This is a genomic window from Leifsonia shinshuensis, from assembly GCF_013410375.1.
Classification (GTDB): domain Bacteria; phylum Actinomycetota; class Actinomycetes; order Actinomycetales; family Microbacteriaceae; genus Leifsonia; species Leifsonia shinshuensis.
This window is the reverse complement of the sequence record NZ_JACCFL010000001.1, coordinates 316,275-342,699: the sequence shown is the minus strand read 5'-3', so window position 1 is coordinate 342,699 and position 26,425 is coordinate 316,275. Positions and strand designations below refer to the sequence as shown.

The following is a 26,425-nucleotide window of genomic DNA, read 5'->3' as shown; positions in this document are numbered from 1 at the left end:
GAGAAGAGAGCACTGTGACGGACGAGACCCCCACCGGCGAGAGCTTCGGCATCCACGGCAGGATCGACCAGGTCGACCTGCAGTCGGAGATGCAGCGGTCGTACCTCGACTACGCGATGAGCGTGATCGTCGGGCGCGCGCTGCCCGAGGTGCGCGACGGCCTGAAGCCTGTGCACCGCCGCGTGATCTACGCGATGTTCGACGGCGGCTACCGCCCGGACAAGGCCTTCTCGAAGTGCGCCCGCGTCGTCGGCGACGTGATGGGCCAGTTCCACCCGCACGGCGACTCCGCCATCTACGACGCGCTGGTCCGTCTCGTCCAGCCGTGGAGCCTGCGCTACCCGCTGGCCCTCGGCCAGGGCAACTTCGGCTCGCCGGGCAACGACGGCGCGGCGGCCCCGCGGTACACCGAGACCAAGATGGCCCCGCTGGCGCTCGAGATGGTCCGGGACATCGACGAGGAGACCGTCGACTTCCAGGACAACTACGACGGCCGCACCCAGGAGCCGTCGGTCCTCCCCAGCCGCTTCCCGAACCTGCTGGTCAACGGCTCGGTCGGCATCGCGGTCGGCATGGCCACGAACATCCCGCCGCACAACCTGCGGGAGGTCGCGGACGGCGCCCTGTGGCACCTCGCCAACCCCGACGCCTCGCGCGAGGAGCTGCTGGAAGAGCTGATCAAGCGGATCAAGGGCCCGGACTTCCCGACCGGCGCGCAGATCCTCGGCGTCAAGGGCATCCAGGACACTTACCGCACCGGGCGCGGCTCGATCACGATGCGCGCCGTCGTCAACATCGAGGAGATCCAGGGCCGCGTGTGCCTGGTGGTCACCGAGCTGCCGTACCAGGTGAACCCCGACAACCTCGCGATCAAGATCGCCGAGCTGGTGAAGGACGGCCGCGTCGGCGGCATCGCCGACATCCGCGACGAGACCTCCGGCCGCACCGGCCAGCGCCTGGTCATCGTCCTCAAGCGCGACGCCGTCGCGAAGGTCGTGCTCAACAACCTCTACAAGCACACCCAGCTGCAGGAGAACTTCGGCGCCAACATGCTGGCGATCGTGGACAACGTCCCGCGGACGCTCGCGCTGGACGGCTTCATCACGGCGTGGGTCGACCACCAGATCGACGTCATCGTGCGCCGCACCCGCTTCCGCCTCCGCAAGAAGGAGGAGCGCGCCCACATCCTGCGCGGCTACCTCAAGGCGCTCGACGCGCTGGACGAGGTGATCGCGCTCATCCGCCGGTCGCCGACCGTCGAGGACGCCCGCGACGGCCTGAAGGACCTGCTCGACGTCGACGACGTGCAGGCCGACGCCATCCTCGCCATGCAGCTCCGCCGCCTGGCCGCCCTGGAGCGCCAGAAGATCATCGAGGAGCACGACCAGATCGAGCTCGAGATCGCGGACCTCAAGGCGATCCTCGCCGACCCGGTGCGCCAGCGTACGATCGTCAGCGAGGAGCTCACCGAGATCGTCGACCGCTTCGGCGACGACCGCCGCACCGAGATCATGTTCGGCTTCGACGGCGACATGAGCGTCGAGGACCTCATCCCCGAAGAGGAGATGGTGGTCACCGTCACGCGCGGCGGGTACATCAAGCGCACGCGCAGCGACAACTACCGCAGCCAGCACCGCGGCGGCAAGGGTGTCAAGGGCGCCCAGCTGCGCGGCGAGGACGTGGTCGACCACTTCTTCGTGACGACGACGCACCACTGGCTCCTCTTCTTCACCAACAAGGGCCGGGTGTACCGCGCCAAGGCCTACGAGGTGCAGGAGGCCGGCCGCGACGCCAAGGGTCAGCACGTCGCCAACCTGCTCGCCATGCAGCCGGACGAGGAGATCGCGGAGATCCTGGACATCCGTGACTACCAGGCCGCGAAGTACCTGGTGCTCGCCACCCGCGACGGCCTCATCAAGAAGACCGCGCTCGAGGAGTACGACACCAACCGGTCCGGCGGCATCATCGCGATCAAGCTGCGCGAGGACGACGAGCTCGTCTCCGCACTGCTGGTGGAGGAGGACTCCGACCTCCTGCTGGTCTCCCGCAAGGGTATGTCGATCCGGTTCACGGCGAGCGACGAGGCGCTGCGCCCGATGGGACGCTCCACCTCCGGGGTCATCGGGATGCACTTCCGCGGCGAGGACCGGCTGCTCGACGCGGCCGTCGTCTCGGACGAGGGCTACGTCTTCGTGGTGACGGAGGGCGGCTACGCCAAGCGCACCTCGGCCGACCAGTACCGCCTCCAGAACCGCGGAGGACTCGGCATCAAGGTGGCGAAACTGAGCGACGACCGAGGGGATCTCGTGGGTTCTCTCATCGTCGACGAGGACGACGAGGTCCTGGTGGTTCTTGCCAGCGGCAAGGTGGTACGCTCTGCCGTGGCCGAGGTACCCGCCAAGGGCCGAGACACCATGGGTGTCGTTTTTGCACGTTTCGCCGAGTCCGACAAGATCATCGCTCTGGCGAAGAACACCGAGCGCAACCTGGATTCCCAGGAAGCCGATGCAGAATCGGTAGCCGACGATGAAACCGGTCGTGCCGGGAAGGATGAAGCCGTAGATGAGCAGTAGCGTCGCCGAGAAACTCGCGAGGAAGTCGACACGACGACCCACGTCCGCCAAGCAGGTGCGACTGAAGCTCGTCTACGTCGACTTCTGGTCGACCGTGAAGCTCTCGTTCCTCGCAGGCATCTGCCTGGCGATCATCGCGATCGTGGGCACCTTCCTGATCTGGACGGTCCTCGACCGCACCGGCATCTTCGACCAGCTCAACGGCCTGGTGAAGGACATCTCCGGCGCGGGCGGCGGCGACCTCCGGTCGGTCCTCGGCCTCGGCCAGGTCATGGGCTTCTCGCTGGTGGTGGGCATCCTCGACATCGTCGTGGTGACCGCGCTCGGCGCCGTCTTCGCGCTGCTCTACAACCTGTCGGTCAAGATCACGGGCGGCCTGCTCGTGGGCTTCACCAACAACTGAGCGCGGCCGGCACTCGATTTCACCATCCGGGCCAGATCAGGTACCCTCTTATCTGTTGCCCATTCGGGGATATAGCTCAGGCGGTTAGAGCGCTTCGCTGATAACGAAGAGGTCCGAGGTTCAAGTCCTCGTATCCCCACCACGTGCCATGACGGCACCTTCTCCCGGGGCCTTAGCTCAGTTGGTAGAGCGCCTGCTTTGCAAGCAGGATGTCAGGAGTTCGAATCTCCTAGGCTCCACACTCATTTCATTTCGGTGGCTCGATCGGCTTGGCCGGCACTGTGCTCGAGTAGGCGATGCTGGTCGTGACGCTGCCCAGCGTTCCGATGGCGCCGGACACCCGCTCCAGGTGGCGCATCGACGTCGCGACGACCTTCAGGATGAAGCAATCGTCGCCCGTGACATGGTGGGCCTCCACGACCTCCGGGGTCGCGGCCAGCAGTTCGTGGAGCGGTGCATACTGGCTGCTCGGGTAGCGCAGCCGCAGGAACGCGAGGATGCCGTAGCCCACGCGCTCGGGGTCGACCACCGCCCGGTAGCCCGAGATCACGCCGGCCTCCTCCAACCTCCGAATGCGTTCGGCCACCGCACTGTTCGACATGTGGACGGTGCGGGCGAGCTCCGCGATCGACTGCCGGCCGTCCCGCTGCAGCTCTGCGAGGAGTGCGCGGTCGACCCCGTCGGCGGTGAATGGAGGATTCGCGGTCATGGCGCGATTCTGGCATGGAAATCGCGGCTGGCGGCGACCGATGCCGTCGATCGTCTGTTCATTTCAGACTGCGGCCTCAATACCGTTGTGTCCATGACGATGACTTCGACAACCACCTCGACGGCCAGCGAGGCCGCACAGCACTTCGCGGCGAAGCTCCGGTTCGAGACCGACCCCTCCGACGTACGCGCGGCGCAGGTCGCGGGGGAGCGGTTCGTCCTGATCGACAGCCGCGGCGAGGCCGCCTGGCGTCAGGGCCGGATCGCGGGCGCCGTGCATCTTCCGACAGCGGACATCGCGGAGCGCGCCGCGGGGCTGGTGCCGCGCGACCAGCCGGTAGTCGTGTACTGCTGGGGTCCCGGCTGCAACGGGTCTACCCGCGCCGCACTCGCGTTCAGCCTGCTCGGCTACCAGGTGCGGGAGCTGATCGGCGGGTTCGAGTACTGGGCGCGGGAAGGGCTGCCTGTCGAAGACGACAACGGTCCGGTTACCCGCAGCGCCGACCCCCTGACGGCGCCGGTCGACTCCATCAGCTGCGCCTGCTGAGGCCCGAGCGGCTACTTCAACAACCGGGACAGCACTCGATCCGCCAGCGGCTTGCCGCCGGTCTGGCAGGTCGGGCAGTACTGCAGAGTGGAGTCGGCGAAGATCACCTGGCGGATGGTGTCGCCGCAGACCGGGCACGGCTGGCCCGTTCGGCCGTGGACGCGCATGCCCGACTTCTTCTCGCCCTTCAGCTCCGATGCCGCGAGGCCCTCCGAGCGCTCCAACGCGTCGTGCAGCGTCGACTCGAGCGCCGCGTAGAGACGGTCGATCTCCTCGGCGCTCATCGACGCCGGCTTGAACGGGGACATCTTGGCGACGTGGAGGATCTCGTCCGAGTAGGCGTTGCCGATGCCGGCGATGAGCGCCTGGTTGCGCAGCACCCCCTTGATCTGGGCGCGGCCCTGTCCGGCGAGGATGGCCGCGAACGCGTCCCGCGTGAAGGCCGCGTCGAGCGGGTCGGGGCCGAGGCGGGCGATGCCGGGCACCTCCGACGGGTCGCGGACGATCGAGATGGCGAGGCTCTTCTTGGTGCCGGCCTCCGTGATGTCGAGGCCGGAGCCGTCGTCGAGCACCAGGCGCGCCGCCAGCGGGCCCTTGGTCGGGCGCCCGGTCGGCTTCGGAGGAGGGGTGTCGCGCCAGCGGATCCACCCGGCCCGCGCGAGGTGGATGACGATGTGCAGGTCGCCCGCCGCGATGTCGAGGAACTTGCCGTGCCGGCTCACCCCCGTGATCGTCTGGCCTTTCAGGGCCTCCGGTGGCGGATCGAAGGTCTTCAGCGCGGAGAACGCGGCGATGCTCAGCCGGTCGATGACGCGACCGCTGAGCCGCTCGCCCAGGTCGGCGGCGAGGGCGGTGACTTCCGGCAGTTCGGGCACCACCCCATACTGCCGCTCCCCACCGACGAGCGGCAGTAGGGTGTCGGCATGGACATCAGGGTCGCCGCCTACGGCGTCATCGTGGACGGCCCGCGCATCCTGCTCGCGCACTGGAACGAGGGCGGGCGTTCGGGCTGGACGCTGCCGGGCGGCGGGATCGAGCCCGGGGAGGATCCGCTCGACGCCGTCGTGCGCGAGATCGCGGAGGAGACCGGCTTCGAGGCGCGAGCCGACGAGCTGCTCGGCATCGACTCGAAGATCGTCCCGGCCGAGGCGCGCTTCGTGCCGGATGCCGGACCGTTGCACGCGCTGCGCATCGTCTACCGTGCGACGGTGACCGGCGGCAGCCTCCGGAACGAGCTGGGCGGCACCACCGACGAGGCGGCCTGGTTCGCGCTGGCGAGCATCCCGAATCGGCGGGTCGACCTGGTCGACGTCGCGCTGCGGATGGCCGGGCTCGGCGACCTGGCCCGGCCGGAGCGGTAGCCCGGCGTGCGGTAGCCCGGCCGGCGGTGGCTCGGTCGCCCGGGGTCAGACCACCCGGACGTCGCGCTGCTCGGACGGGATGATGATCCACATCGCGATGTAGGCGAGCACCTGCGGTCCCGGCAGCAGCAGGGACAGCAGGAACAGGACCCGGACGGTCAGCGGCTTGAGGCCGAAGCGGCGGGCGAGTCCTGCGCAGACGCCGCCGAGGATGCGGTCGCCAAGGGGTCGTTCCAGTGTGTTCATGCCTCGAGTCTCGTCGTGCGACGAGGCCTGCACCATCGGGGAAACCCCCGATTCGACCCTGGGGCCGGTACTCTGCAGCGTGGTCGGCGTTACTCGCCGGACGGGGCCGTCGGCTCCTCGTCGGCGACCCAGAGCTCGTCGTCGGCGCGGAAGGTCTGCCAGACCGCGTAGAGCAGGCCGGCCGCCGCGACGATCCCGAGACCGACCGCGATCACCGTGCCGGCGCCGGGGCCCGACTTGCCGGTGGCGGCGGACGCGCGCTTGGTGATCTCCTTGCGGGCCTTGGTGAATTCGCCGGCGAAGGCGGCGCTGCGTGCGGCGCGTGCATGGTCGACGACCGACAGGGCCGTTCCCACCGCGGTGCCGACCGCGGGGATCACGTCGCCGACGAGGCGATCGCGCGCGACGCCCGCGTAGCGTCCCGCCGACTCCTTCGCCGTCTGCGCGGCGGGGCGCACATACGACTCGTAGCCCTCGCGCACGCGCGGTGCGAGCTCTTCACGGGAGTAGTGGGCGGCCTGCTTGCGGGCGGCCGCCGCCAGTGCGTTCGCGTTCGCGATCACGTCCTGCTGCTGCTCCCACAGCTGCTGCGCGTCACTCCGCAGACGGTCGAGCTCCTTCTGGCGCTTCCGTGTCAGGCTCATTCTGGACCTCCATTGCGTCGGCTGGGCGAACTCACTCCATCTTGCCACCGAAAGCCCTGAGGATGGCCCGAGAGCCGAAGAGGCTTCCCGAAACCCAACAGGGCCCTGTGCAAGAATTGGTGCCATGTCTAAGCACACCGCTGTCGCCACGCTCCACACTAACTACGGAGACATCAAGGTCAACCTCTTCGGCAACCACGCTCCGAAGACGGTCCGTAACTTCGTGGGCCTCGCGACCGGTGAGATCGAGTGGACGCACCCCGCCACCGGTGAGAAGACCAACAAGCCGCTCTACGACGGCGTGGTCTTCCACCGCATCATCCCCGGCTTCATGATCCAGGGCGGCGACCCGCTCGGTCAGGGCATCGGCGGCCCGGGCTACCAGTTCGACGACGAGATCAACCCCGAGCTCGACTTCACCCAGCCCTACATCCTCGCGATGGCCAACGCGGGCATCCAGGGCGGCCGCGGGACGAACGGCTCGCAGTTCTTCATCACCGTCGCCCCCACCACCTGGCTGCAGGGCAAGCACACGATCTTCGGCGAGGTCGCGGACGACGCGTCCCGCAAGATCGTCGACAAGCTGGCCGAGCTCCCGACCGACGCCCGCGACCGTCCCCTCGACGACGTCGTGATCGAGTCGGTCGAGATCGACCAGGCCTGAGGCCTGCCGGGGGGAACGGGCGGGGAAGGAACGATGTCTCAGCCCGTCGACGCTCCGACGAGCGTCTGCTACCGCCATCCCGATCGCGTCAGCCACGTCCGCTGCCAGCGCTGCGGCCGGCCGATCTGCGGTGAGTGCCAGACTCCGGCAGCGGTCGGGGTGATCTGCCCGGAGTGCATGGCACAGCAGCGTGCCACCGCGCCACGCACGCGCTCGCCCTGGGTGTCCCGCCTGACCGGGCCGGGCGCCCCGGTCGTCACGTACGCGATCATCGGCGTCTGCATCGTGGTGTTCATCCTGCAGAACCTGCCGATCATCGGTTCCCAGGTCACGAACTCGCTGCTGTACGCGGGCGCCTATTCGTACCCGTCCGGGTCGCTGTCGCCGCAGATCGGCTTCGAGCCGTGGCGGATGCTGACCTCGGTCTTCCTGCACGCGAACATCATCCACATCGCGCTCAACATGTACACGCTGTGGATCTTCGGCATGGCGCTCGAGCCCGTGCTCGGCCGCGCGCGGTTCCTCACGCTGTTCCTGATCAGCGGGTTCGCCGGCTCGCTCGGCGTCCTGCTGCTCTCGCCGGCCGGCCAGCCGGTGATCGGGGCCTCCGGGGCCATCTTCGGCATGCTCGGCGCGTTCTTCGTCATCCAGCGGAGGCTCGGCGGCAACGGGATGCAGATCCTGGTGCTGGTCGGGCTCAACCTCGCGATCGGCTTCCTGCCCGGCATGAACATCGCCTGGCAGGCGCACGTCGGCGGCCTGGTGGGCGGCGCCCTCGCAGGCCTGATCTACGTCGAGACCCGCAAGCCCTCGCGCCGCCGCTGGCAGACGCCGCTGATCGTCGCGCTCTGCGTGGTGCTGGTGGGCGCCAGCCTGCTGCACTTCGCCTGACGCCGGCCGCTCCGTCGCGGACCGCTGCGCCGCGGCCACTTCCCACAACGCGTGGATAAGTTATCCACAGCCTTATTAACAGTGGGGATAATTACACCGGTGTAACTCTCCACAGGCTTATTAACACTGGGGAGAAGCCGACTGCGGGAGTGTGGGCTGTGGGGAGAACTGCTGTGGATAAGTGGACGACGGCAGGGTGTGGACGGCTCAGCGCCAGCGGGTGGTCATCAGGAAGCCGATGAAGGCGATCCCGAAGCCGACCAGGATGTTCCACGCGCCGAGGGCCGGGATCGGGTACTGGTTCTGGCTGACGTAGAAGACGATGATCCAGATGAGCCCGAGCAGCATGAAGCCGAACATGACGGGCTTGAACCAGACGGGGTTGGGGGCGTCCTCGCCGGTTGCGGCCGAGCTGCGCTCGGGACGGGCGGAGCGCTCGAGCTTGGTCTTGGACTTGGTGCGTGCCATAGCACACAAGTGTAGCGGGCGGGATCTGAACGTTCGTGGCGACGGAGGCGTGCGGTTCCCGGGAAACATCCCGGTTGACCGGGCGGTCGCCCCTTAGAATCTGTCATATGACCGCACCCGCAGAGCCCGAGCGCACCCGCGCCGGCTCGCGTCGTGCGGCACGTCGTTCCCGCCGCAAGCGCAGCGCCGGCGAGGTCGTTCTGACGGTGATCGGCGAGCTCCTCATCACCGCGGGGGTGCTGGTCGGGCTGTTCCTGGGCTGGCAGGTCTGGTGGAACAACCTCATCCTCTCCGGTCAGCAGACCTCGGTGGCCGAGCAGCAGAGCAAGAAGTGGATCGACGACGCCGTCCGGGCGCCGCGGGCCACCCCGACGGATCCCTCCAGCCCTCAGGCGGTCGACCCTCCCGTGATGGCGCAGCCCGCGGACTACGAGGCGTTCGCGGTCCTCTACATCCCGCGGCTCGGCGCGGACTGGAAGCGCACCATCCGGCAGACCGTGGACGTCGAGAAGGTGCTGAACAGCTACACCGCCGGCGTCGGCCACTATCCCGGCACGCAGATGCCGGGCGGGGTGGGCAACTTCGCCGTCGCGGGCCACGACTCCGGCTGGGGCAACACCTTCATCGACCTGTCCAAGCTGCATCTCGGCGACCGCATCTACGTGCAGACCAAGGACGGCTGGTACACCTACGTCTTCCGCAACTTCGAGTTCGTGCAGCCCACGCAGGTGCAGGTGATCGCGGCGGTGCCGCACCATCCCGACGTGCAGCCCGTCGACCGGCTGATGACCATCACGACGTGCAACCCGCCGTTCCACGCGGGCGAGCGGCTGATCGCGTACAACGTCTTCGAGGGCTTCCAGCCCACGCAGGACGTGCCGAGTGAGATCCGCGCCGCGGTGACGGGAGGCTGAACATGTACGGTGCCCTGTGGCGCATCCTGCCCGGACCGGTCTGGCTGCGCATCCTCATCCTCATCGCCCTCGCCGTCGTGGTGCTCTGGGCGCTGGTGACCTGGGTCTTCCCGTGGGTGGATTCGCTCCTCGGTCCGCAGGAAGGTACCGTTGGGCCGTGACCCGCGTACTCGTCATCGACAACTACGACAGCTTCGTCTACACCCTGAACGGCTACTTGCGTGAGCTCGGCGCCGAAACCGAGGTGGTGCGGAACGACGACATCGCTGTCGAGGACCTCGCCGCCCGCGTGGCCGCGTTCGACGCCGTGCTCGTCTCGCCGGGCCCGGGCAAGCCGGCCGACGCCGGGGTCTCCATCCCCGTGGTCGAACTCGCCCTGGCGACCGGGACGCCGCTGCTCGGCGTGTGCCTCGGGCACCAGGCGATCGCCGAGGCGTTCGGCGGCGTGGTCACGAACGCCGAGGAGCTCATGCACGGCAAGACCTCCCAGGTCGAGCACGACGACAGCGTCCTCTTCGACGGGGTGCCGCAGCCGTTCACCGCGACGCGGTACCACTCCCTCGCCGTCGTCGACGGGACGCTCCCCGACGAGCTGACCGTGACGGCGCGCACTGCCGGCGGGGTCATCATGGCGCTGCAGCACCGCGAGGCCCCGATCTACGGAGTGCAGTTCCACCCGGAGTCGGTGCTGACCGAGGGCGGCTACCGCATGCTCGGCAACTGGCTCGAGCAGGCCGGGCTGGCTGGAGCCGCCGAGGCCTCGCGGTCGCTCAACCCGCTGGTCAAGCTGGGCTGAGACCACCCGGGTCACGCCCGGCGCGGGTCAGCCCGAGCAGTAGGTGAGCCCGACCGTGCTTCCCTGCGGGACGTCTCCCGGCGCGACGGTCTGGGTGTGCACCAGCGGCGCTCCGCTGTTCTGCTTGCAGCTGGCGTCGGCCTTCGGATCGGCCGTCAGCCCGAGCTGCTGGAGCAGCGACGTCGCGGCCGGCAGGGATTGACCGGTGAGGTCGGTCAGCGTGACCTTGCCGCTCGACACGGTGAGGCCGATGGCGTCGCCCTCGTGCGCGTTGCTCCCCGCGGCCGGATCGGTCTGGATGACGACGTTGGCCGGCACCGTGGCGGAGTTCTGCGTCGTGACCGGCCCGAGCGTGAGCCCGGCCGCCGTCAGCGCCTGTTTGGCCGCGTCCTGCGTCATGTTCGTCACGTCCGGGACGGCGACCGCCTTCTTGCCCGTGGAGACGAAGACGTTGATCGTGTCGCCGGTCGCCACGACGATGCCCGCGGCCGGGTCGGTGCGGATGACCTGGCCCTCCGCGTAGGTGGAGCTCGCCTCCGTCGACTGGGTCCACTTGAGCTTGAGGTCCTCGAGCTGCTTGGTCGCCTTGTCGAGCGTCTGCCCGGAAAGGTTGGGCACCTCGCGGGAGCTGTCCGGCATGGTGTTGCTCGGCCCCAGCCGGAGCACCCAGGCCAGGACCGCGACGATCACGACCGCCATCACGGCGATGCCGGCCCAGATCCAGATGACCGGTGGACGGCGCTGCGTGCGGACCATGGTCTGGTCCTCGGCGAGCTGGCGGAACGCGGCCTCCGGGCCGGAGACGGAGCTCGGCGGCGCGCCGAACAGGGTCTCCGAGAACTCGTCGGGCTGCTTGTGGACGGGCACGCGCCCGGCGGCGGCCTCTTCGAGGTCGGCGCGGAAGTCGGCGACGGTCTGGTACCGCTCGAAGCGGTCCTTGGTGAGAGCGCGCGCGACCACCACGTCCATCGCGGGCGAGACCTTGGGGTTGATCGTGCTGGGCGCGACGGGCGTCTCGCTGACGTGCTGGTAGGCGACCGCGACCGGGGTGTCGCCGCGGAACGGCGGCCGCCCGGTGAGCATCTCGAACAGCACGACGCCGGTCGAGTACAGGTCGGTGCGCGCGTCGACCGTCTCGCCCTTGGCCTGCTCGGGCGAGAAGTAGCTGGCGGTGCCGAGCACCGCGGTGGTCTGCGCGACCGTCGCCGAGGAGTCGCTGATCGCGCGGGCGATGCCGAAGTCCATGACCTTGACCTGGCCGGTCGTCGTGATCATGACGTTGCCCGGCTTGATGTCGCGGTGCACGACGCCTGCCCGGTGCGAGTACTCGAGGGCGGTCAGGATGCCCTCGGAGATCCGCACGGCCTCCGCGACCTCGAGCGGGCCGCGCTTGATGAGATCTTTCAGAAGAACGCCGTCGACGTACTCCATCACGATGAAGGGCAGCTGCGCCTCGTGGCCGTTCGGCTCGCGCACCGTCTCCTCGCCTGCGTCGAAGACGCGGACGATGGTGGGGTGCGTCATCCGGGCCGCCGCCTGGGCCTCCTGGCGGAATCGGGTGCGGAAGGCCGGATCCGTCGCGAGGGACGGCTTCAGCAGTTTGATGGCCACGGTCCGGCCCAGCCGGGTGTCCGTTCCGCGGTGCACGTCGGACATGCCGCCGCGGCCGATGAGTTCGCCCACCTGATATCGGCCTGCGAGCAGGCGGCTATCTGGGCTCAAGACGAACTCCTTCTCGGGTGGTGGCGGGTGGCTGACGGCTAGTGTAGCGGGCCGACTCTGGATGTCTCCCCGGGGTGGTGTGCGGACGGTCGGTGTCGGAGGGGCGCCGGGCCGCTCACGGTGTCGGGAGGGAGGTCGAGCCTCCGGCCGGGACGACCGTGTACGGGGTGGTGGGCGACTGGGCCGACTCGACGGACTCGCCCTGGTTGCAGAAGATCGAGTAGCTCAGCGTGTAGTTGCCCGCCGAGGTCGGCGACCACGTGAACTTGCTGTCGTTGACCGGAGCCTGCGGCTGGCCGTTCACGAAGAGGCGTCGCCCGGTGAGGTTCTGGCCGGCCGGGCAGGTCGCCGAGCCGAACGACACCGTGATCTGCGAGTTGGCCGCGCCCTGACCCGAGGGCGGGTTGGCGGAGACCGTGTCGCTCGGCGTCGGGATCGGCGTGACCGGTCCGTAGACCTTGACCGTGATGGTCGAGCCCTTCTGCACCGGGCCGGTCGGGTTCACCGAGTACACCGTGTTGACCTGGCCGGCCGAGGTCGCCGCGCTGCCCGTCTGCACGTCCGCGACCATCCCGACGCCCTGCAGCTTCTGCCGCGCCTGGTCGGCAGTGAGACCGAGGTAGTCGCCCTCGCTGATCTGCACCGTGCTGCTCGTCTCGGTCGGGGTGGCCGACGGCGACGGAGGCGGGGTCGTGTGGACGACGGGAGGCGTGGTCGCCGTCGGCGCCGGCGTCTTCGGCTGCAGGAACAGCGCGATGATCGTGCCGATCAGCACCAGCGCGAGCAGGGCGATGAGCGCGATCAGCGGCCAGGTCCAGGGGCTGCGCTTCTTCTCCTCGACCGGCTCCTCCGTCTCCTCCTCTTCGGTGACGGCGCCGGCCGCCGCCGCGGGCAGCACCGTGGTGGCCTGCGTCGGGGCGGGGTTCTGCGAGGTCATCAGGACGGTGGCGGCGTCGGCCGCGACCGCGGCGCCGAGCACGGCGGGGACGGACGCGGCCGCCGCACGGATGTCGCCGCGCCGCAGGGCCTGCGCCGCGCGCGCCAGGTGGGCCGCGGAGGCCGGCCGGTCGGCCGGGTTCTTCGCGATGCACGCGAACACCAGGTTCCGCACCGGCTCGGCCACGGTCGCCGGCAGCTCCGGCGGGGCCTCGTTGATCTGGGCCATCGCGATCGCGACCTGGGACTCGCCGGTGAAGGGGCGGCGGCCGGCGAGGCACTCGTACGCGACGATGCCGAGCGAGTAGATGTCGGTGGTCGGCGAGGCCGGGTGGCCCGACGCCTGCTCGGGCGACAGGTACTGCACCGTGCCCATGACCTGGCCCGTGGCGGTGAGCGGGACCTGGTCGGCGATGCGTGCGATGCCGAAGTCGGTGATCTTGACCCGGCCGTCCGGCGTGATGAGCAGGTTGCCCGGCTTGATGTCGCGGTGGACCAGCCCGGCTGCGTGCGCGGCGTGCAGGGCGGCGGCGGTCTGCGCGACGATGTCGAGGGTGCGGTCGGTGCTGAGGACGTGCTCCCGCTCCAGGATGGTCGAGAGCGCCTCACCGGGTACCAGCTCCATCACGAGGTAGGCGCTGCCCTCCTCCTCGCCGTAGTCGTAGACGTTCGCGATGCCTTCGTGGTTGACGAGCGCGGCGTGCCGGGCCTCTGCGCGGAAGCGCTCCAGGAAGCCGGGGTCGCCGAGGTACTCGTCCTTGAGGATCTTGATCGCGACGGTGCGGCCGATGACCAGATCGGTCGCCTGCCAGACCTCGCCCATGCCGCCGATCGCGATGCGCGACTGCAGCTCGTAACGTCCTCCGAAGGTGAGCCCTGCTGTGGGTCTCATTTATTCAGCACCGCCTCTAGTACTTTTCTCGCGATCGGCGCGGCGACTTGGTTGCCCGTGCCGCTCTGACCGAGTCCACCGCCATTTTCAACGACTACCGCCACAGCGAACTGAGGGTCGTTCGCCGGCGCGAACCCTGTGAACCACAGGGTGTACGGGTCGGTCGCGCCGTTCTGCGCCGTCCCCGTCTTACCGCCGACCTGGACCCCGTCTATTCTTGCATTGCTCGCAACGCCGTGATCGACGCCGTCGACCATCATCTGCTTGATGGTGTCGGCGTTCTGCTGGGTCATCGGCTGCGAGAACTGCTGGGGCTGGAAGGTCTCGATCGGCTGCAGGTCCGACGAGCGGATCGAGTCGACCAGGTTCGGCGTCATCAGCTTGCCGCCGTTCGCGACCGCCGCGGAGACCATCGCCATCTGCAGCGGCGTGGCCCGGTCGTCCTTCTGTCCGAAGGAGCCGAGCGCGCGCTCCGCCGGGTCGGTGTAGAGCGGGTAGACGCTCTTCTCGACCGGGATCGGGATGCTCAGCGACTGGTTGAAGCCGAACTTGTCGGCCTGGTCCTTGATGACCTCCGGCTTGAGCTGCATGCCGAGCTCGGCGAACGGGATGTTGCAGGAGAGGATCTGCGCGGTCGCGATCGACACCGTCGCGCCGGGACCGCAGGTGGTCAGCGAGTCGTTCCGCACGACGGTGGGGGAGTTCGGCAGCGTCAGCTCGGCCGGGTTCGGCAGCTGGCTGTCCTTGGTGTACTGGCCGGTGCCGAAGGCGGACGCGCTCATCACCGGCTTGAAGGTGGAGCCGGGCGGGTTGAGGTTGCCGCCGATGGTCCGGTTGGTGAGCGGGCTGCCCGAGGCGTCGAGCAACTGCTGGTAGGCCGCGTTGACGGCGGCGGTGTCGTGGGAGGCGAGCACGTTCGGGTCGTAAGTGGGCTTCGACACCATCGCCAGGATCTTGCCGGTCTTCGGCTCCAGCAGCACGACGGCGCCCTGGTAGTTGCCGAGCGCGTTCCAGGCGGCCTGCTGCGCCTTCGGGTCGATCGTGGTCTCCACGGTCGCGCCCTGCGGGTTCTTCCCGGTCAGGATCGAGTTGATCCGCTCGAAGAACTGCGAGTTGGAGGTGCCGGACAGCTTGTCGTCGAGGGCGCCCTCCAGCCCGGTGGCCTCGCCGTTCACCGGGTAGAAGCCGGTCACGGCCGAGTACAGCGGCCCATTGCTGTACTGGCGCTGCCACTTGTACACGTCGCTGGAGGGGACCGACTGCGCGATCGGCTGCCCGGCGACGAGGATCGCGCCGCGCTGGGCCGAGTAGCTGTCGTTGCGCGCGCGGGTGTTGCGCGCGTCGGCGGCCAGGTTGTCGGCCTGCACCACCTGGAGGATCGACGTGGACACCAGGAGTGCCAGGAACATCACGAGCACGATCGTGCTGACCCGCTTGATCTCGCGATTCATCGTTCAGCTCACCACCAGACGGGGTTGGTTGCGGACGGTGTCGGACAGCCGGAGCAGCAGCGCGACGATGATCCAGTTCGCGACCAGGGACGAGCCTCCCGCCGCGAGGAAGGGAGTGGTCAGACCGGTCAGCGGGATCACCCGCGTCACGCCGCCGATGACGATGAAGCACTGGAGGCCGACGGTGAAGGAGAGGCCGACGGCGAGCAGCTTGCCGAAGTCGTCCTGCCCGGCGAAGCCGATCCGGAGTCCCCGCGCGACGAAGATCAGGTAGAGCGCGAAGATGGCGAACAGGCCGGCCAGCCCGAGCTCCTCGCCGATGCTGGCGATGATGTAGTCGCTCTGCGACACCGGGGTGACCCAGGGCTGCCCCTGGCCGAGCCCGGTGCCGATGAGGCCGCCGTGCGCGAGGCCGAAGAGGCCCTGGACGAGCTGGAAGCTGCCGCCCTGCGCGTCGTAGACCTTCTGGGCGAACGGATCGAGCCAGTTCTCGAACCGGTCGTGGACGTAGGGGAGCAGCTGGCTGGCGACGATCGCGCCGCCGCCGATCAGCAGCACGCCGAGGATGACCCAGCTGATCCGGGCGGTGGCGACGTACACCATCACGAGGAACAGCCCGAAGATGAGGAGACCGGTGCCCAGGTCGCGCTGGAACACGATAACGGCCATCGACATCAGCCAGACGATGAGCAGCGGGCCGAGGTCGCGGGCGCGCGGGAAGCGGATGCCGAGGACCTTCTTGCCCACCATGGAGAGCGAGTCCCTGGCCTGCACCAGGTAGCCGGCGAAGAAGATCGCGAGGCACAGCTTGGCGAGCTCGCCGGGCTGGAAGCTGAACGGGCCGATGCCGATCCACACGCGCGCGCCGTAGATCTCGCGGCCGATGCCGGGCAGCATCGGCAGGAGGAGCAGCACGAGCGCGGCGAGGCCGAAGATGTAGGTGTAGCGCTGCAGGACGCGGTGGTTGCGGATGACGACGATGACGCCGATCGCGCAGGCGATCGCGATGGCCGCCCAGGCGATCTGCTTGACGCCCGCGCTGTCCCAGCCCGCGTCCTTGAAGTGGATGTCGATCCGGTAGATCTCGGCGATCCCGATGCCGGTGAGGACGGTGGCGATCGGCAGCAGGAACGGGTCGGCCTGCGGGGCGACGATCCGCAGTGCGATGTGCATCCCGATCACCAGCGCGGCGAGCCCGGCGCCGAGGTACACGAGCGTGAGATCCAGGTGGCCCAGCGCGCCGAGCTGGACGAGGACCACCGCCGCGGCGTTGATGCCGCAGGCGATGAGGAGGAGGAACAGCTCGAGGTTGCGCAGCTTGGCGGGCAGGCGCAGCCGCTTGACCGGGCCGGTGGCCGGCCCGGCCTGGTTCCGCTCCTGGACGCTAGTGTTTTGCGGCATCGGTCAACTGGTCCACTATGGCCCGGGCTGCTGCCAGGTCGTCGGCGTTGATGGTCTGCTGCACGAGCTGCTTGTCGTACTGCGGGAGGCTCTTGACGGACACGGTGGACTCCTCGTACACGTGCGAGAGCACGATCGGTCCGAGGTTCTGCTGCACCCCCTGGTAGATGGCGACCTTCCCGGCGGGGGAGGCCCCGACGAAGAAGCGGGACTGGGTCCACTGGTAGCCGAAGAGCACGGCGAGGACGATCGCGACGACGAGCGCCGCCAGGCCGATCATCCAGGTCAGCCGTCTGCGCCGCGCCCGGCGCTCGTCCTCCTCGATGAGCTCGTCGAGGTAGTCGTCGGACTGCGGCTCGAAGTGCGTCGGCCCGGTCGCCGGCCGCATCGGGTGGAGCCGCAGCGTGGGGAGGCGGGCGGCGCGCGTCGTCGGCTTGGGCTCGCCGAACTGGAGCGGCGCCGCGGCCGAGCCGACCGTGATCGGCTCCTTCACGATGTCGCCGCGCGCGACGTCGGCGATGTCGAGGATCACGACGGTCACGTTGTCGGGCGCTCCCGCGTCCAGGCTCTGCTTGAGGAGCTTGTCGGCGACCTGCTTGGGGGCGTCGCGCGTGGCGAGGGCCGCGAGGAGGTCATCGTGCTTGACGACGCCGCTGAGCCCGTCCGAGCAGATCAGCCAGCGGTCGCCCGGCCGGGTCGCGAGGATCAGGGTGTCGATCTCGGGGGAGGCGTCGACGTCGCCGAGCACCCGCATCAGCACCGAGCGGCGCGGGTGGACCATCGCCTCCTCCTCGGTGATCCGGCCGCTGTCGACCAGGCGCTGCACGAAGGTGTGGTCCACCGACACCTGGCTGAGCTCGCCGTCGCGGAAGAGGTAGATGCGGGAGTCGCCGATGTGGGCGATCGCCATCTCGTCGCCGACGCGCATGAGCGCGCTGACGGTGGTGCCCATCCCGGTGAGCTCCGGGTGCTCGAAGACCGTCTCGGCGAGCAGCGAGTTGGCGGCGATCAGCGCCGACTGCAGGGCGAACTCGGCCTCGGCGGCCGTCTGGTACTCGCCGTCGGCCTCCCGGATGCGGTTGACCGCGATCGCGCTGGCGACGTCGCCGCCGGCGTGGCCGCCCATGCCGTCGGCCACCACGAACAGCTCATGACCCGCGTAGCCGGAGTCCTGGTTGTTCGAGCGGATCTTCCCGACGTGGGAGACGGCCGCCGCGCGATTGCCTGCCACGGGTTACCGTCGCAGCTCGAACGTGGTCGTCCCGATCTTGATCGGGGTGTCGAGCGGGACCTGGGTCGGGACGGTGACGCGGCGGCCGTCGAGGAACGTGCCGTTCGTCGAGTCGAGATCCTGGATCATCCACTCGTCGTTCCACAGGAGCAGGCGGGCGTGGTGTGTCGAGGTGTAGTCGTCGCGGATGACGAGCCCGGACTCGCTGGAGCGCCCGATCGTGATCGGGTCGCGTCCCAGCGCGAGCTCGGTGCCGGCGCGGGGCCCGGAGGTGATGACCAGGCGGTGGGCGGTCTGGACGCTGGCGTTGGTGCCGCCGACCGCCGTGTTCGCGCCGGCCGGGAGGCTGGAGACCGGCGCGTGCTTCATGACCGGCTCGGTCGGGCCGGCGGGGCCGGGAGCGACGACCGGCGCCGGAGCCGGTGCGGCGGGAGCGGCGGCGGGCGTCGGGAAGGGCGAGGCGGGCGCCTGCGACTCCGGGAGCTTGCGGACGCGCTGGCCGAACAGGTCCGTGCGGAGGGCGTAGACGATGCCGAAGACGAACAGCCACAGCAGCAGCAGGAAGCCGAACCGCAGCACCAGGAGGGTGAGCTCGCTCGGGTTCACGAGGTGCTCCAGAAGTTGTCGCCCTGCGGGGAGTGCGGGGAGGGCGCCGCCTGGGGGAGCACGCGGAACACGATGCGGGTGCGGCCGATGGTGACGACGGAGTCGGGTTCGAGGATCGCCTTCTTCACCGGCTGCCCGTTCAGCTTCGATCCGTTGGTGGAGCCGAGGTCCTCGACCTGGGCTCGGTGGCCGTCCCAGGTGATCAGCACGTGGCGGCGGGAGATGCCGGTGTCGTCGACGGTGATGTCCGCGTCGCTGCCGCGCCCGACGACGGTGCGGCCGCCGGTGAGCGGGTAGTGCCGGCCGTCGATGTCGAGCACCGGGGTCCAGGCGACGTCGCCCTTGACGTTCTCCGAGTCGATCTGCAGCATCCCCACGCTGATGTCGGGATCCTCCCGCAGCTCGATGGAGAGGCCGCCGGCGAACGCGTAGTGCTGGCTGGTGGCGTGCTTCTGCGCGAACGAGACGAGCTCGTCGGTGAGCGCCGCCCCCATCGAGCTCATGCGCTTGTAGTCGGCGGCCGACATCCGCAGCACGAAGCGGTTGGGAGCCAGGACCCGATCCCGGGCGACGACGGCCGCCTTGGTGTCCATCTCCTTGCGGATGGCGCTGGTGAGCTCCACGGGCTGCAGCCCGGAACGGAAGGTCTTCGCGAACGCGCCGTTGACCGCGCGCTCGAGCCCCCGCTCGAAGTTGTCCAGAATGCCCACTAGTCTCCCGCTCCCGGCTTGCCAGCTACATGCATGTTAGTCGGAACGTCCTGGAAGGCACCCCCGCGCGGCTGACTGCCAGGTGAAGATCATCCCCAGGGCCCACCCGCGGATTCGTCTGCGGAGACGGTGTCGTGTTACTCTTCCTTGGTTCGCGCGAGTGGCGGAATTGGCAGACGCGCTGGCTTCAGGTGCCAGTGCTCGAAAGGGCGTGGGGGTTCAAGTCCCCCCTCGCGCACGAACGAGAAGGCCGGATCGACGGAAGTCGATCCGGCCTTCTGTGTTGACTGGCCTTCTGTGTTGACTGGCCTTCTGTGTTGCTGTGGGCCCGGCCCTCTCACGGCGCCGGGAGGATCTCGACCAGCGCCAGGTCCCACAGGTCGGTCGTCGGCGCGGTGTCGTTGATGGTCACGGCCGTGCCCGCCGCCGCGGTCGGGGCGTTCGTCCGCTGCAGCCAGTAGGTGTCGCCCGAGGGGGAGAGGTACTGGTCGACGAGCGTCTGGCCGGCGCCGACCGTCCGTGCGCGCGCCGCGGTCCAGTCGGTCCCGACGCCCCACACCCAGGAGCCGGCGCGGGTCGTGGTGAGCGTCGCACTCGGCGCGCCGCTCGAACCGTTCGCGGCGGTGACCGCTCCGGCGCCGCTGTCGGCGCCGAGGAACCCGGCGACCGTGAGCGACGACTGCCACGATCCCGACTTCTGGGTGGCCGTGACGGTCACGTTCGAGAGCGGCGTCGGCGCCACGGCCTGCCAGACCTCCGCCGTGCCCGCTTGGATGTTCGCGCGCTGCCGCAGCGTCCAGGTCAGGCCGCCTCCGCTTACCGAGCCGATCTGGGCGGCGTTCCCGCCGTCGGAGCTGATGAAGGCGAGCAGGAGCTCGTTCGTGCCGGTCGTCGTGAGGCCGCCGACCGCGACCGTGGAGGCGGCCGTGCCCTGATGTTTCGTCACGAGCTTGTCGACGGTGATCGCCTTCGGTCCGGACACGGCGGTGGCCGTGGCGCTGTTGGAGGCCGCGCTGACGTTCCCCGCCGCGTCCTGCGCGGTCACCGTGTAGGTGTAGGAGGTGCCGCCCACGACCGCGGCGTCCGTGTAGCCGGTCCCGGTCGTCGTCGTGAGCGGCGAGCCGTTCCGGGTGATGTTGTAGCGGACGACGCCCACGTCATCCGTGCTCGCCGTCCAGCTGAGCGCAATGCCCGCCGCCCCGGCCGACGCGGTGAGGTTGCCGGGCGCGGAGGGCGGGGTCGTGTCGGCGAGTGCGGTCCCGGAGACCTCCCCCGAGGGCGGGCTCGCGTTCCCGGCCGCGTCCACCGCTTCGACCTGGTAGTAGTACGTGCCGGCCGCGAGCCCGGTGTCGGTGTAGCTCGTCGTGCTGCCGCCGACCTGCTTCACCAGGTTCGCCGCGCTCGGGGTGAAGCCGGAGGTGGTGGACCGGTAGATGTCGTAGCCCGTCACTCCCACGTTGTCGGTGGAGGCGGTCCAGCCCAGCGTGACGCTGCCGACCGCTCCGGTCGCCGTCGGGGCGCCGGGCGCCGTCGGGGGGACGGTGTCTTCGTAGGGCGCGGGGAAGCGCACCATGGCGGCGGTGGAGGGCACGCCCTTGCCGTTCACGATCGTGAGCATGTAGTAGCCGGGGGGCGCCCAGTTCCCGTTGGGCGGCAGCTGCACGTTCAGTCCGCCCGCCGTCTGCGTGAACGACAGCTGCATCCCGCGGGTGTTCTGGTCGAACGCGTGGGTGTCCGAGCCGGTCCGGATCAGCGAAACCGAGGTGATGCCTGCCGCATCCGGGGTCTGGATGAACGCGGTCGAGCCGTACTGGACCGTCGACGGAGCGGAGGTGATGGTCGGCCGCGCGCCCTTGAACAGGTAGGGAGGCGAGTAGATCTGGTAGCTCAACTGGTTGGTCACGCCGTTGTCGCCTCCGCCGCCGGAGACGAACACGCGACCGTCGGGGAGCAGGAGCGCGACCGAGTGGTACAGCCGCGGCGCGGTCAGGGCGGCCACGGTCGTCCAGGTCCCGGTGCCGGGGTTCCAGATCTCGGCGGGCTTCACCGCCTTGGTGACGTCCTGCCCGGACTTGTCGGTCCCGCCGCCGGTGGCGAGCACGGTCCCGTCGGGGAGGTTGGTGAGATCGACGAAGCTGCGCGGGTAGGCCATGGAGGCGGTCGCCTTCCAGGCCGGGTTCGGCTGGTTCATGTCGAGGGTGTAGGCGGTGTTCGCCGACAGGCCGGTGAAGCCGCCGTCGGACGCGGTGCCCGCCTTCAGGAACTTGCCGGGGGCGTAGTTGGTGATGGACGCGCCGTCCAGCACCTGGCTGTCGATCGTGGTCCACTGCTGCTTGGCGACGTCCAGGGCCTGGGTCGACGTGGCCTGTTCCGACGCGCCGGCCTGGAGCACCCTCCCGTCCGGCAACTGGTACATGAACGGGTAGTAGGGGATCGGGTTGCTCGCGGCGGTGAGGTCCGTCCAGGTGTTGGCGGGCGGGTTGTACACCTCGGGGATCGGGACGATGTCGGTCAGGCCGGTGTTCGATCCGGAGGTGACCAGGACGCGGCCGTCGGCGAGCGTTGTCCCGGTCGGGTACCAGCGCGGATGGTTCATCGACTTCAGCGGCGCCCAGGTCTGGGTGCTCGGATCGAAAGCGTTCACCGCGGTGATCCCGAGGCCGCCGCTCGTCGCGGTCCCGCCGATCACGGCGATCCGGCCGTCGGCGAGCACGGCCTGGCCGGCGCAGAACAGGTCGACGGCGCCGTTCGGGACCTGGATGTAGTCGCCGCTCACCGGATCGAGCAGGTATTGCTGGCCGTTGGCGGAGAAGTCGCCCTGCCAGGTGAGGACCTTGCCGGTGTCGGTGAGCGCCGCATGGATCGAGACTTCGGGCCACGGGACGACCGGACCCCAGGATCCGACGACCGACGGATCGTTCGCGCTGTTGCTCACGGTGACCGTGACCGGCGGAGCGGTGGCCTGGTTGTCGGCGCCGTCGCGCGCGGTCGCGGACAGGGTGTGTGTCCCGTTGGCGACCGAGGTGCTGTCCCACTGGATCGTGTACGGAGAGCTGGTGACGACCGCACCCACCGGCGCTCCGTCGAGCAGGAACTGCACGGAGGCGACCCCGACGTTGTCGGTGGCGGTCGCCGACACCGCGACCGTGCCGGTGACGGTGCTGCCGTCGGCCGGGCCGGACATGCTGACGGTGGGCGGAGTCGTGTCCTGCGTGTTCGCCGGGAGGACCTCGATCGCGGCGAGGTTCCACCGGTCGTTCGTCGGCGCGGTGTCGTTGATGGTGACGCTCGTCGGTGCGGCCGCGGTGGTCACGGACGTCTGCCGCTGCGTCCAGAACGTGTCCCCGGATGACGCCAGGTCCTCATCGACTTTGGTCTGGCCGGACCCGACCGTTCGTGCGGCGGCGTTGTCCCAGTCCTCGCCGACTCCCCAGACCCAGGAACCCGTCCGCGTCGTGGTGAGCGTCGTGGAGGGCGCGCCCGACGCACCGCTCGCGCCCGCGACCGCGCCCGCCGTGGCGGTGTCGGCGCCGGTGAAGCCGACGACGGTGATGGCCGCCAGAGCGGAGCCGCCGTGGGTGGCCGTGACGGTGGCGTTGGTGATGACGCTGCCGGAGACGGCCTGCCAGATCTCCGCGGTCCCGTACTGCGCGTTGACCCGCTTGCGGAGCTGCCAGGTGAGGCCGGCGCCGGTGACCGAGGGGAAGGTCTCGCTCCCCGCCACCGCCGGTCCGTCGGCGGTGACAAAGGCCAGGAGCAGCTCGCCGCTCTGCGTCGTGCTGAAGACGGGTGAGACCACGGTGGAGGACGCGGTGGTCTGGTGCCCGCTGACCACCACGTCGGTGGCGAGGCCGGTGGCGGCCGTCGCGGTGGACACCGGGGTGAGGGTGAGGGCGGCGAGGCCGGCGAGGGCGGCGAAGGCGGCGAACCGGCTCCGATGCGGCACAAACATGAGCAAACCTCATTCAGATTGATATCTGAGAGGGTCCTCCAATCGCCGCTCGTTGTAAATAGGCGAGCGTCAACGCGCGAGTCGCACCCGCACCGCCCGGTAGCCGACACCCACCGCCAGCACCACGACCCCCGCGACGATCGATCCGAGCGGCAGCGTCACCACCAGCACCAGGCAGCCGAGGGCTCCCAGCAGCGCGAGCACCCGCGGGTAGCGCCGGTTCGCGCGGTCCTGCGTCCACGCCGACAGGTTCGCGACGAAGTAGTAGAGGAGCACGCCGAACGACGAGAAGCCGATCGCGCCTCGCAGATCGGTGACCGCGACGAGCACGCAGACCACCAGACCGAGGGCGAGCTCCGCACGGTAGGGGACGTGGAAGCGGGGGTGCACCGCCGCGAACCAGCCGGGGAGGTCGCGGTTGCGGGCCATCGCCAGGCTCGTGCGGCCGATCCCGGCGATCATCGCCAGCAGGGCGCCGAGGGCGGCCGCGGCCGCGCCGATCCGGATGACGACGCCCGGCCAGGCGGCTCCGGTCGTGTCGGCGACCGCGCTGAGCGGCGCCGTGGCCGAGGCCAGGCCGGCCGGGCCGAGCGCATGGAGGGCGGATACCGCCACCAGCGCGTAGACCACGAGGGCGATCGCCAGGGCGGTCGTGATCGCCCGGGGGATGGTGCGCGCCGGGTTCACGACCTCCTCGCCCATCGTGGCGATCCGGGCGTAACCGGCGAACGCGAAGAACAGGAAGCCGGCCGACTGGAGGACGCCGTACGGGGTCACGGCGACGCCGGGCGCGGCGGCGCTCGCCGCCGTGTGGCTGAAGCCGATCACGATCGCGACGGTCAGCGCGAGCAGCGACACCGCGACCAGGATGCGGGTGAGCAGCGCGGTCCGGGTGATCCCGAGCGTGTTGACGACCGTCAGCGCCAGCACCGCGAGGATGGCCACCGGCTTCACCCATGCCGCCGGAACCGCGTAGGTGGCGAAGGTGATCGCCATCGCCGCCGAGCTCGCGGTCTTGCCGACCACGAACGACCAGCCGGCGACGAAGCCGGGCCAGGCGCCGAGCCGCTCGCGGCCGTAGACGTACGTGCCGCCCGAGGTCGGGTACTGGGCCGCCAGCTGCGCGGAGGAGGTCGCGTTGCAGAACGCGATGAAGCCGGCCAGCACCAGGCCGATCAGCAGCCCGGCGCCTGCGGCCGCCGCCGCGGGGGCGAACGACGCGAAGATCCCGGCGCCGATCATGGAGCCGAGGCCGATCACGACGGCGTCGCCCAGGTTCAGCCGCCGGGCGAGCGCACCGGACGGAGGGGAGGCGGGAGCGGTCACGGCGGAAGCTTAGCGAGACGAGATGACCACCAATTAGACAGTTCAGACTGCACAGTTCGGACTGATCAGTTAGACTGACGATATGCCCGATCCCTCCGCCTCCTCCGTCCGCGCGGCGCTCGACCTCCGCGTCGCGTTCGCCCGCCTCCGCCGCCGCCTCCGGGAGGTGGCGACCGAGGGCGCCGGGCTGAGCGCGCAGCAGTCGTCCGCGCTCGCGCGCATCGGCAAAGGCGAGGCCGGCACCGCCTCCCGCCTCGCCGAGCTGGAGGGCGTCCGGCCGCAGTCGATGGCGACCACCATCGCATCGCTCGAGGAGCTCGGCCTGGTGACCCGCACGCCGGACCCGACCGACGGCCGCCGCCAGCTCGTCTCGCTGACCGACGCCGGCCGGGAGGCGGAGAGCGGCAACCTCGACGCCCGCCGCGAGTGGCTCGCGCACGCGATGGAGGACCGGCTCACCGAGGAGGAGCGCCGGACCATCCTCGCGGCGACCGCGCTCATCGAGAAGCTGGTGCGTCCGTGATCGACCTCATCGCCGCCAAGCCCGGTCCGGCGGACCGCTTCGACCGGCGGCTGCTCGCGCCGATGATGATCGGCGCCGTGCTCAACCCGGTGAACTCGTCCATCATCGCCGTCGCGCTCGTCCCGATCGCGACAGCGCTCGGCGCACCGGCCTCCCAGACGGCATGGCTGGTGTCGTCGCTCTACCTGGCGACCTCGATCGGCCAGCCGCTCGTCGGGCGGCTGGTGGACATGTTCGGCCCGCGCCGGCTCTCCATCGCGGGGGCGATCCTCACCGGGCTCGCCGGAGTGATCGGCGTCTTCGCGCCGAACATCGCGATCCTCGTCGTCGCGCGCGTCATCCTCGGCTTCGGCACCTGCGCGGGCTATCCGGCCGCGATGTACCTGATCCGCAGCGAGGCCACCCGCACGGGGATGCGGAGCCCGGCGGGCGTGCTGACCGCGCTCTCGGTGACGACGCAGACGATCGCGGTGATCGGGCCGACGCTCGGCGGCCTCCTGATCCAGGTGGGCGGCTGGCGCGCCACCTTCGCGGTCAACATCCCGCTCGCGCTGGCGTCGCTGGTGCTCAGCCTCCTCTTCCTTCCGCGGACCACGGCGCTCGATCCGAGCCGGACGGACGCGGACCGGCCCGCCCGCAGCCGGCTGGACTACCTCGGGATCGCGCTGTTCGCGGGCACGCTGGTGTCCCTCCTGCTGTTCCTCATGGACATCCGCCTCGCCCAGCTCTGGCTCCTCGCGCTGGCCGCGGTCCTCGGCGCGGCGTTCGCGCTGTGGGAGCTGCGCCGGCCCGACCCGTTCATCGACGTCCGGGTCTTCGCCGGCAACGTCCCTCTGCTCATCACCTACGCGCGCGGAGTGCTGGCGGCGACCGTCTCGTACTGCTACCTCTACGGCTTCACGCAGTGGCTGGAGGGCGGGCGCGGTCTCTCCCCGGCGGCGGCCGGGCTCATCCTGCTGCCGACCTTCGGCATCGGGATCCTGGTGGCGTCCGTGTTCGGCCGTCGCCCGGAGATCCGCTGGAAGCTCCTCGTCGGCGCCGCCGGTCAGGTGGTGATGGCGGTGCTGCTGCTCCTGGTCGGACCGGAGGCCGCGCTCTGGTTCCTCGTCCTCATCGCGGTGGTCGTCGGCGTGCCGCAGGGGCTGGTGAACCTCGCCATCCAGAACACGCTGTACCACCAGGCCGACCCGGCCCGGATGGGCGCGACCTCCGGACTGCTGCGCACCTTCATGTACGTGGGCGCGATGCTCGCGTCGGCGGCGACGGGCGCCTTCTTCCACACCACCGCCGACACGGCAGGGCTGCACGATCTGGCCTGGTTCATGCTCGGCGCGAGCGCTCTGTTCCTGGTCATCACGCTCGTGGACCGCTCGCTGCGCCGCGTCGACCGGCTCGCGACCGGCGCGGCGGAGGCCTGAGCCCGTCGGTGAGCCATCGACGGGCCCCTCGAGCCACGCCTC

At 69.9% G+C, this 26,425-nt stretch carries 25 protein-coding genes and 3 tRNA genes; 14 read left to right on the top strand and 14 right to left on the bottom strand.

Annotated features, from left to right (window positions below; all coding sequences use genetic code 11):
* Window positions 1–14 precede the first annotated feature (14 nt).
* The 4 genes from gyrA to HNR13_RS01630 all read left to right on the top strand — a co-directional run bounded on the left by gyrA (window position 15) and on the right by HNR13_RS01630 (window position 3,215).
* Window positions 15–2,573 (top strand): DNA gyrase subunit A, encoded by a 2,559-nt coding sequence (gyrA, locus tag HNR13_RS01645; protein ID WP_179604145.1) that lies wholly within the window; start codon window positions 15–17, stop codon window positions 2,571–2,573.
* Entirely contained in the window at window positions 2,563–2,976 is a 414-nt protein-coding gene (locus tag HNR13_RS01640) for a DUF3566 domain-containing protein (RefSeq protein ID WP_179604144.1), read from the top strand. Before gyrA ends, HNR13_RS01640 begins: the two co-directional genes overlap by 11 nt.
* 65 nt (window positions 2,977–3,041) lie before the next feature.
* A tRNA-Ile gene (locus HNR13_RS01635) sits at window positions 3,042–3,118 on the top strand.
* A gap of 24 nt (window positions 3,119–3,142) precedes the next feature.
* A tRNA-Ala gene (locus HNR13_RS01630) sits at window positions 3,143–3,215 on the top strand.
* 8 nt (window positions 3,216–3,223) lie between these two features.
* Here the strand turns inward: HNR13_RS01630 and HNR13_RS01625 are convergent.
* On the bottom strand, window positions 3,224–3,685 hold the full coding sequence (locus HNR13_RS01625) for an Lrp/AsnC family transcriptional regulator (RefSeq protein WP_179604143.1): 462 nt from the start codon (window positions 3,683–3,685) through the stop codon (window positions 3,224–3,226).
* Between the two features lie 99 nt (window positions 3,686–3,784).
* Here HNR13_RS01625 and HNR13_RS01620 point away from each other — a divergent pair, with 99 nt between their 5' ends.
* Window positions 3,785–4,231, top strand: coding sequence for a rhodanese-like domain-containing protein (locus HNR13_RS01620; RefSeq protein ID WP_179604142.1), 447 nt, complete (start codon window positions 3,785–3,787; stop codon window positions 4,229–4,231).
* An 11-nt stretch (window positions 4,232–4,242) separates the two neighbouring features.
* On the opposite strand, the gene HNR13_RS01615 is transcribed toward HNR13_RS01620, so the two are convergent.
* Window positions 4,243–5,106, bottom strand: coding sequence for an Fpg/Nei family DNA glycosylase (locus HNR13_RS01615; RefSeq protein WP_179604141.1), 864 nt, complete (start codon window positions 5,104–5,106; stop codon window positions 4,243–4,245).
* A gap of 48 nt (window positions 5,107–5,154) precedes the next feature.
* Here HNR13_RS01615 and HNR13_RS01610 point away from each other — a divergent pair, with 48 nt between their 5' ends.
* Complete coding sequence (locus HNR13_RS01610; protein WP_179604140.1) at window positions 5,155–5,592, top strand: NUDIX hydrolase; 438 nt, start codon at window positions 5,155–5,157, stop codon at window positions 5,590–5,592.
* Between the two features lie 45 nt (window positions 5,593–5,637).
* Here HNR13_RS01610 and HNR13_RS01605 read toward each other — a convergent pair whose 3' ends face one another.
* Entirely contained in the window at window positions 5,638–5,838 is a 201-nt protein-coding gene (locus tag HNR13_RS01605; RefSeq protein WP_179604139.1) for a PspC domain-containing protein, read from the bottom strand.
* Window positions 5,839–5,927: 89 nt separating this feature from the next.
* Window positions 5,928–6,482 (bottom strand): hypothetical protein, encoded by a 555-nt coding sequence (locus tag HNR13_RS01600; RefSeq protein ID WP_179604138.1) that lies wholly within the window; start codon window positions 6,480–6,482, stop codon window positions 5,928–5,930.
* 124 nt (window positions 6,483–6,606) lie between these two features.
* Between HNR13_RS01600 and HNR13_RS01595 the strand changes: the two genes are divergently transcribed.
* Both HNR13_RS01595 and HNR13_RS01590 read left to right on the top strand, forming a co-directional pair.
* A complete protein-coding gene (locus HNR13_RS01595) occupies window positions 6,607–7,146 on the top strand; it encodes a peptidylprolyl isomerase (RefSeq protein ID WP_179604137.1) in 540 nt (179 codons plus the stop codon).
* 33 nt (window positions 7,147–7,179) lie between these two features.
* The gene (locus tag HNR13_RS01590; RefSeq protein ID WP_179604136.1) at window positions 7,180–8,037 is read left to right on the top strand and encodes a rhomboid family intramembrane serine protease; all 858 of its coding nucleotides are present in this window, start codon (window positions 7,180–7,182) and stop codon (window positions 8,035–8,037) included.
* A gap of 207 nt (window positions 8,038–8,244) precedes the next feature.
* On the opposite strand, the gene HNR13_RS01585 is transcribed toward HNR13_RS01590, so the two are convergent.
* Window positions 8,245–8,505 carry a cell division protein CrgA gene (locus tag HNR13_RS01585; protein WP_179604135.1) on the bottom strand — a complete coding sequence of 87 codons (261 nt, stop codon included), beginning with the start codon at window positions 8,503–8,505 and terminating at the stop codon, window positions 8,245–8,247.
* Window positions 8,506–8,612: 107 nt separating this feature from the next.
* Between HNR13_RS01585 and HNR13_RS01580 the strand changes: the two genes are divergently transcribed.
* Genes HNR13_RS01580 through HNR13_RS01570 form a run of 3 tightly spaced genes read left to right on the top strand, consistent with a single transcriptional unit; the run spans window position 8,613 to window position 10,215 of the window.
* Window positions 8,613–9,419 (top strand): class E sortase, encoded by an 807-nt coding sequence (locus HNR13_RS01580; RefSeq protein WP_179604134.1) that lies wholly within the window; start codon window positions 8,613–8,615, stop codon window positions 9,417–9,419.
* A 2-nt stretch (window positions 9,420–9,421) separates the two neighbouring features.
* A complete protein-coding gene (locus HNR13_RS01575; RefSeq protein WP_179604133.1) occupies window positions 9,422–9,580 on the top strand; it encodes a hypothetical protein in 159 nt (52 codons plus the stop codon).
* Window positions 9,577–10,215, top strand: a complete 639-nt coding sequence (locus HNR13_RS01570; RefSeq protein WP_179604132.1) for a glutamine amidotransferase-related protein — start codon at window positions 9,577–9,579, stop codon at window positions 10,213–10,215. Before HNR13_RS01575 ends, HNR13_RS01570 begins: the two co-directional genes overlap by 4 nt.
* 27 nt (window positions 10,216–10,242) lie before the next feature.
* On the opposite strand, the gene pknB is transcribed toward HNR13_RS01570, so the two are convergent.
* The 7 genes from pknB to HNR13_RS01535 form a co-directional block, all read right to left on the bottom strand.
* Window positions 10,243–11,937, bottom strand: coding sequence for a Stk1 family PASTA domain-containing Ser/Thr kinase (gene pknB / locus HNR13_RS01565; RefSeq protein ID WP_179604131.1), 1,695 nt, complete (start codon window positions 11,935–11,937; stop codon window positions 10,243–10,245).
* Window positions 11,938–12,052: 115 nt separating this feature from the next.
* Window positions 12,053–13,765, bottom strand: a complete 1,713-nt coding sequence (locus HNR13_RS01560) for a serine/threonine-protein kinase (protein ID WP_179604130.1) — start codon at window positions 13,763–13,765, stop codon at window positions 12,053–12,055.
* Window positions 13,762–15,216 (bottom strand): peptidoglycan D,D-transpeptidase FtsI family protein, encoded by a 1,455-nt coding sequence (locus HNR13_RS01555; RefSeq protein ID WP_179604129.1) that lies wholly within the window; start codon window positions 15,214–15,216, stop codon window positions 13,762–13,764. Before HNR13_RS01555 ends, HNR13_RS01560 begins: the two co-directional genes overlap by 4 nt.
* A gap of 3 nt (window positions 15,217–15,219) precedes the next feature.
* Window positions 15,220–16,617, bottom strand: coding sequence for an FtsW/RodA/SpoVE family cell cycle protein (locus HNR13_RS01550; protein WP_179604128.1), 1,398 nt, complete (start codon window positions 16,615–16,617; stop codon window positions 15,220–15,222).
* Window positions 16,601–17,848, bottom strand: coding sequence for a protein phosphatase 2C domain-containing protein (locus tag HNR13_RS01545; protein ID WP_179604127.1), 1,248 nt, complete (start codon window positions 17,846–17,848; stop codon window positions 16,601–16,603). The genes HNR13_RS01550 and HNR13_RS01545 overlap by 17 nt, the downstream gene beginning before the upstream one ends.
* A gap of 3 nt (window positions 17,849–17,851) precedes the next feature.
* Window positions 17,852–18,454, bottom strand: coding sequence for an FHA domain-containing protein FhaB/FipA (locus tag HNR13_RS01540; RefSeq protein ID WP_179604126.1), 603 nt, complete (start codon window positions 18,452–18,454; stop codon window positions 17,852–17,854).
* Window positions 18,451–19,164, bottom strand: a complete 714-nt coding sequence (locus tag HNR13_RS01535; RefSeq protein ID WP_179604125.1) for an FhaA domain-containing protein — start codon at window positions 19,162–19,164, stop codon at window positions 18,451–18,453. The genes HNR13_RS01540 and HNR13_RS01535 overlap by 4 nt, the downstream gene beginning before the upstream one ends.
* Before the next feature lie 154 nt (window positions 19,165–19,318).
* On the opposite strand from HNR13_RS01535, the gene HNR13_RS01530 reads away from it, so the two are divergent.
* A tRNA-Leu gene (locus HNR13_RS01530) sits at window positions 19,319–19,402 on the top strand.
* A 99-nt stretch (window positions 19,403–19,501) separates the two neighbouring features.
* On the opposite strand, the gene HNR13_RS01525 is transcribed toward HNR13_RS01530, so the two are convergent.
* Together HNR13_RS01525 and HNR13_RS01520 are read right to left on the bottom strand one after the other, a co-directional pair.
* Window positions 19,502–23,116 (bottom strand): galactose oxidase-like domain-containing protein, encoded by a 3,615-nt coding sequence (locus HNR13_RS01525; protein WP_179604124.1) that lies wholly within the window; start codon window positions 23,114–23,116, stop codon window positions 19,502–19,504.
* Between the two features lie 69 nt (window positions 23,117–23,185).
* The gene (locus HNR13_RS01520; RefSeq protein ID WP_179604123.1) at window positions 23,186–24,442 is read right to left on the bottom strand and encodes an amino acid permease; all 1,257 of its coding nucleotides are present in this window, start codon (window positions 24,440–24,442) and stop codon (window positions 23,186–23,188) included.
* Between the two features lie 82 nt (window positions 24,443–24,524).
* Here HNR13_RS01520 and HNR13_RS01515 point away from each other — a divergent pair, with 82 nt between their 5' ends.
* On the top strand, window positions 24,525–24,965 hold the full coding sequence (locus HNR13_RS01515) for a MarR family winged helix-turn-helix transcriptional regulator (protein ID WP_179604122.1): 441 nt from the start codon (window positions 24,525–24,527) through the stop codon (window positions 24,963–24,965).
* Entirely contained in the window at window positions 24,962–26,383 is a 1,422-nt protein-coding gene (locus tag HNR13_RS01510) for an MFS transporter (RefSeq protein WP_343063403.1), read from the top strand. Before HNR13_RS01515 ends, HNR13_RS01510 begins: the two co-directional genes overlap by 4 nt.
* Window positions 26,384–26,425 lie beyond the last annotated feature (42 nt).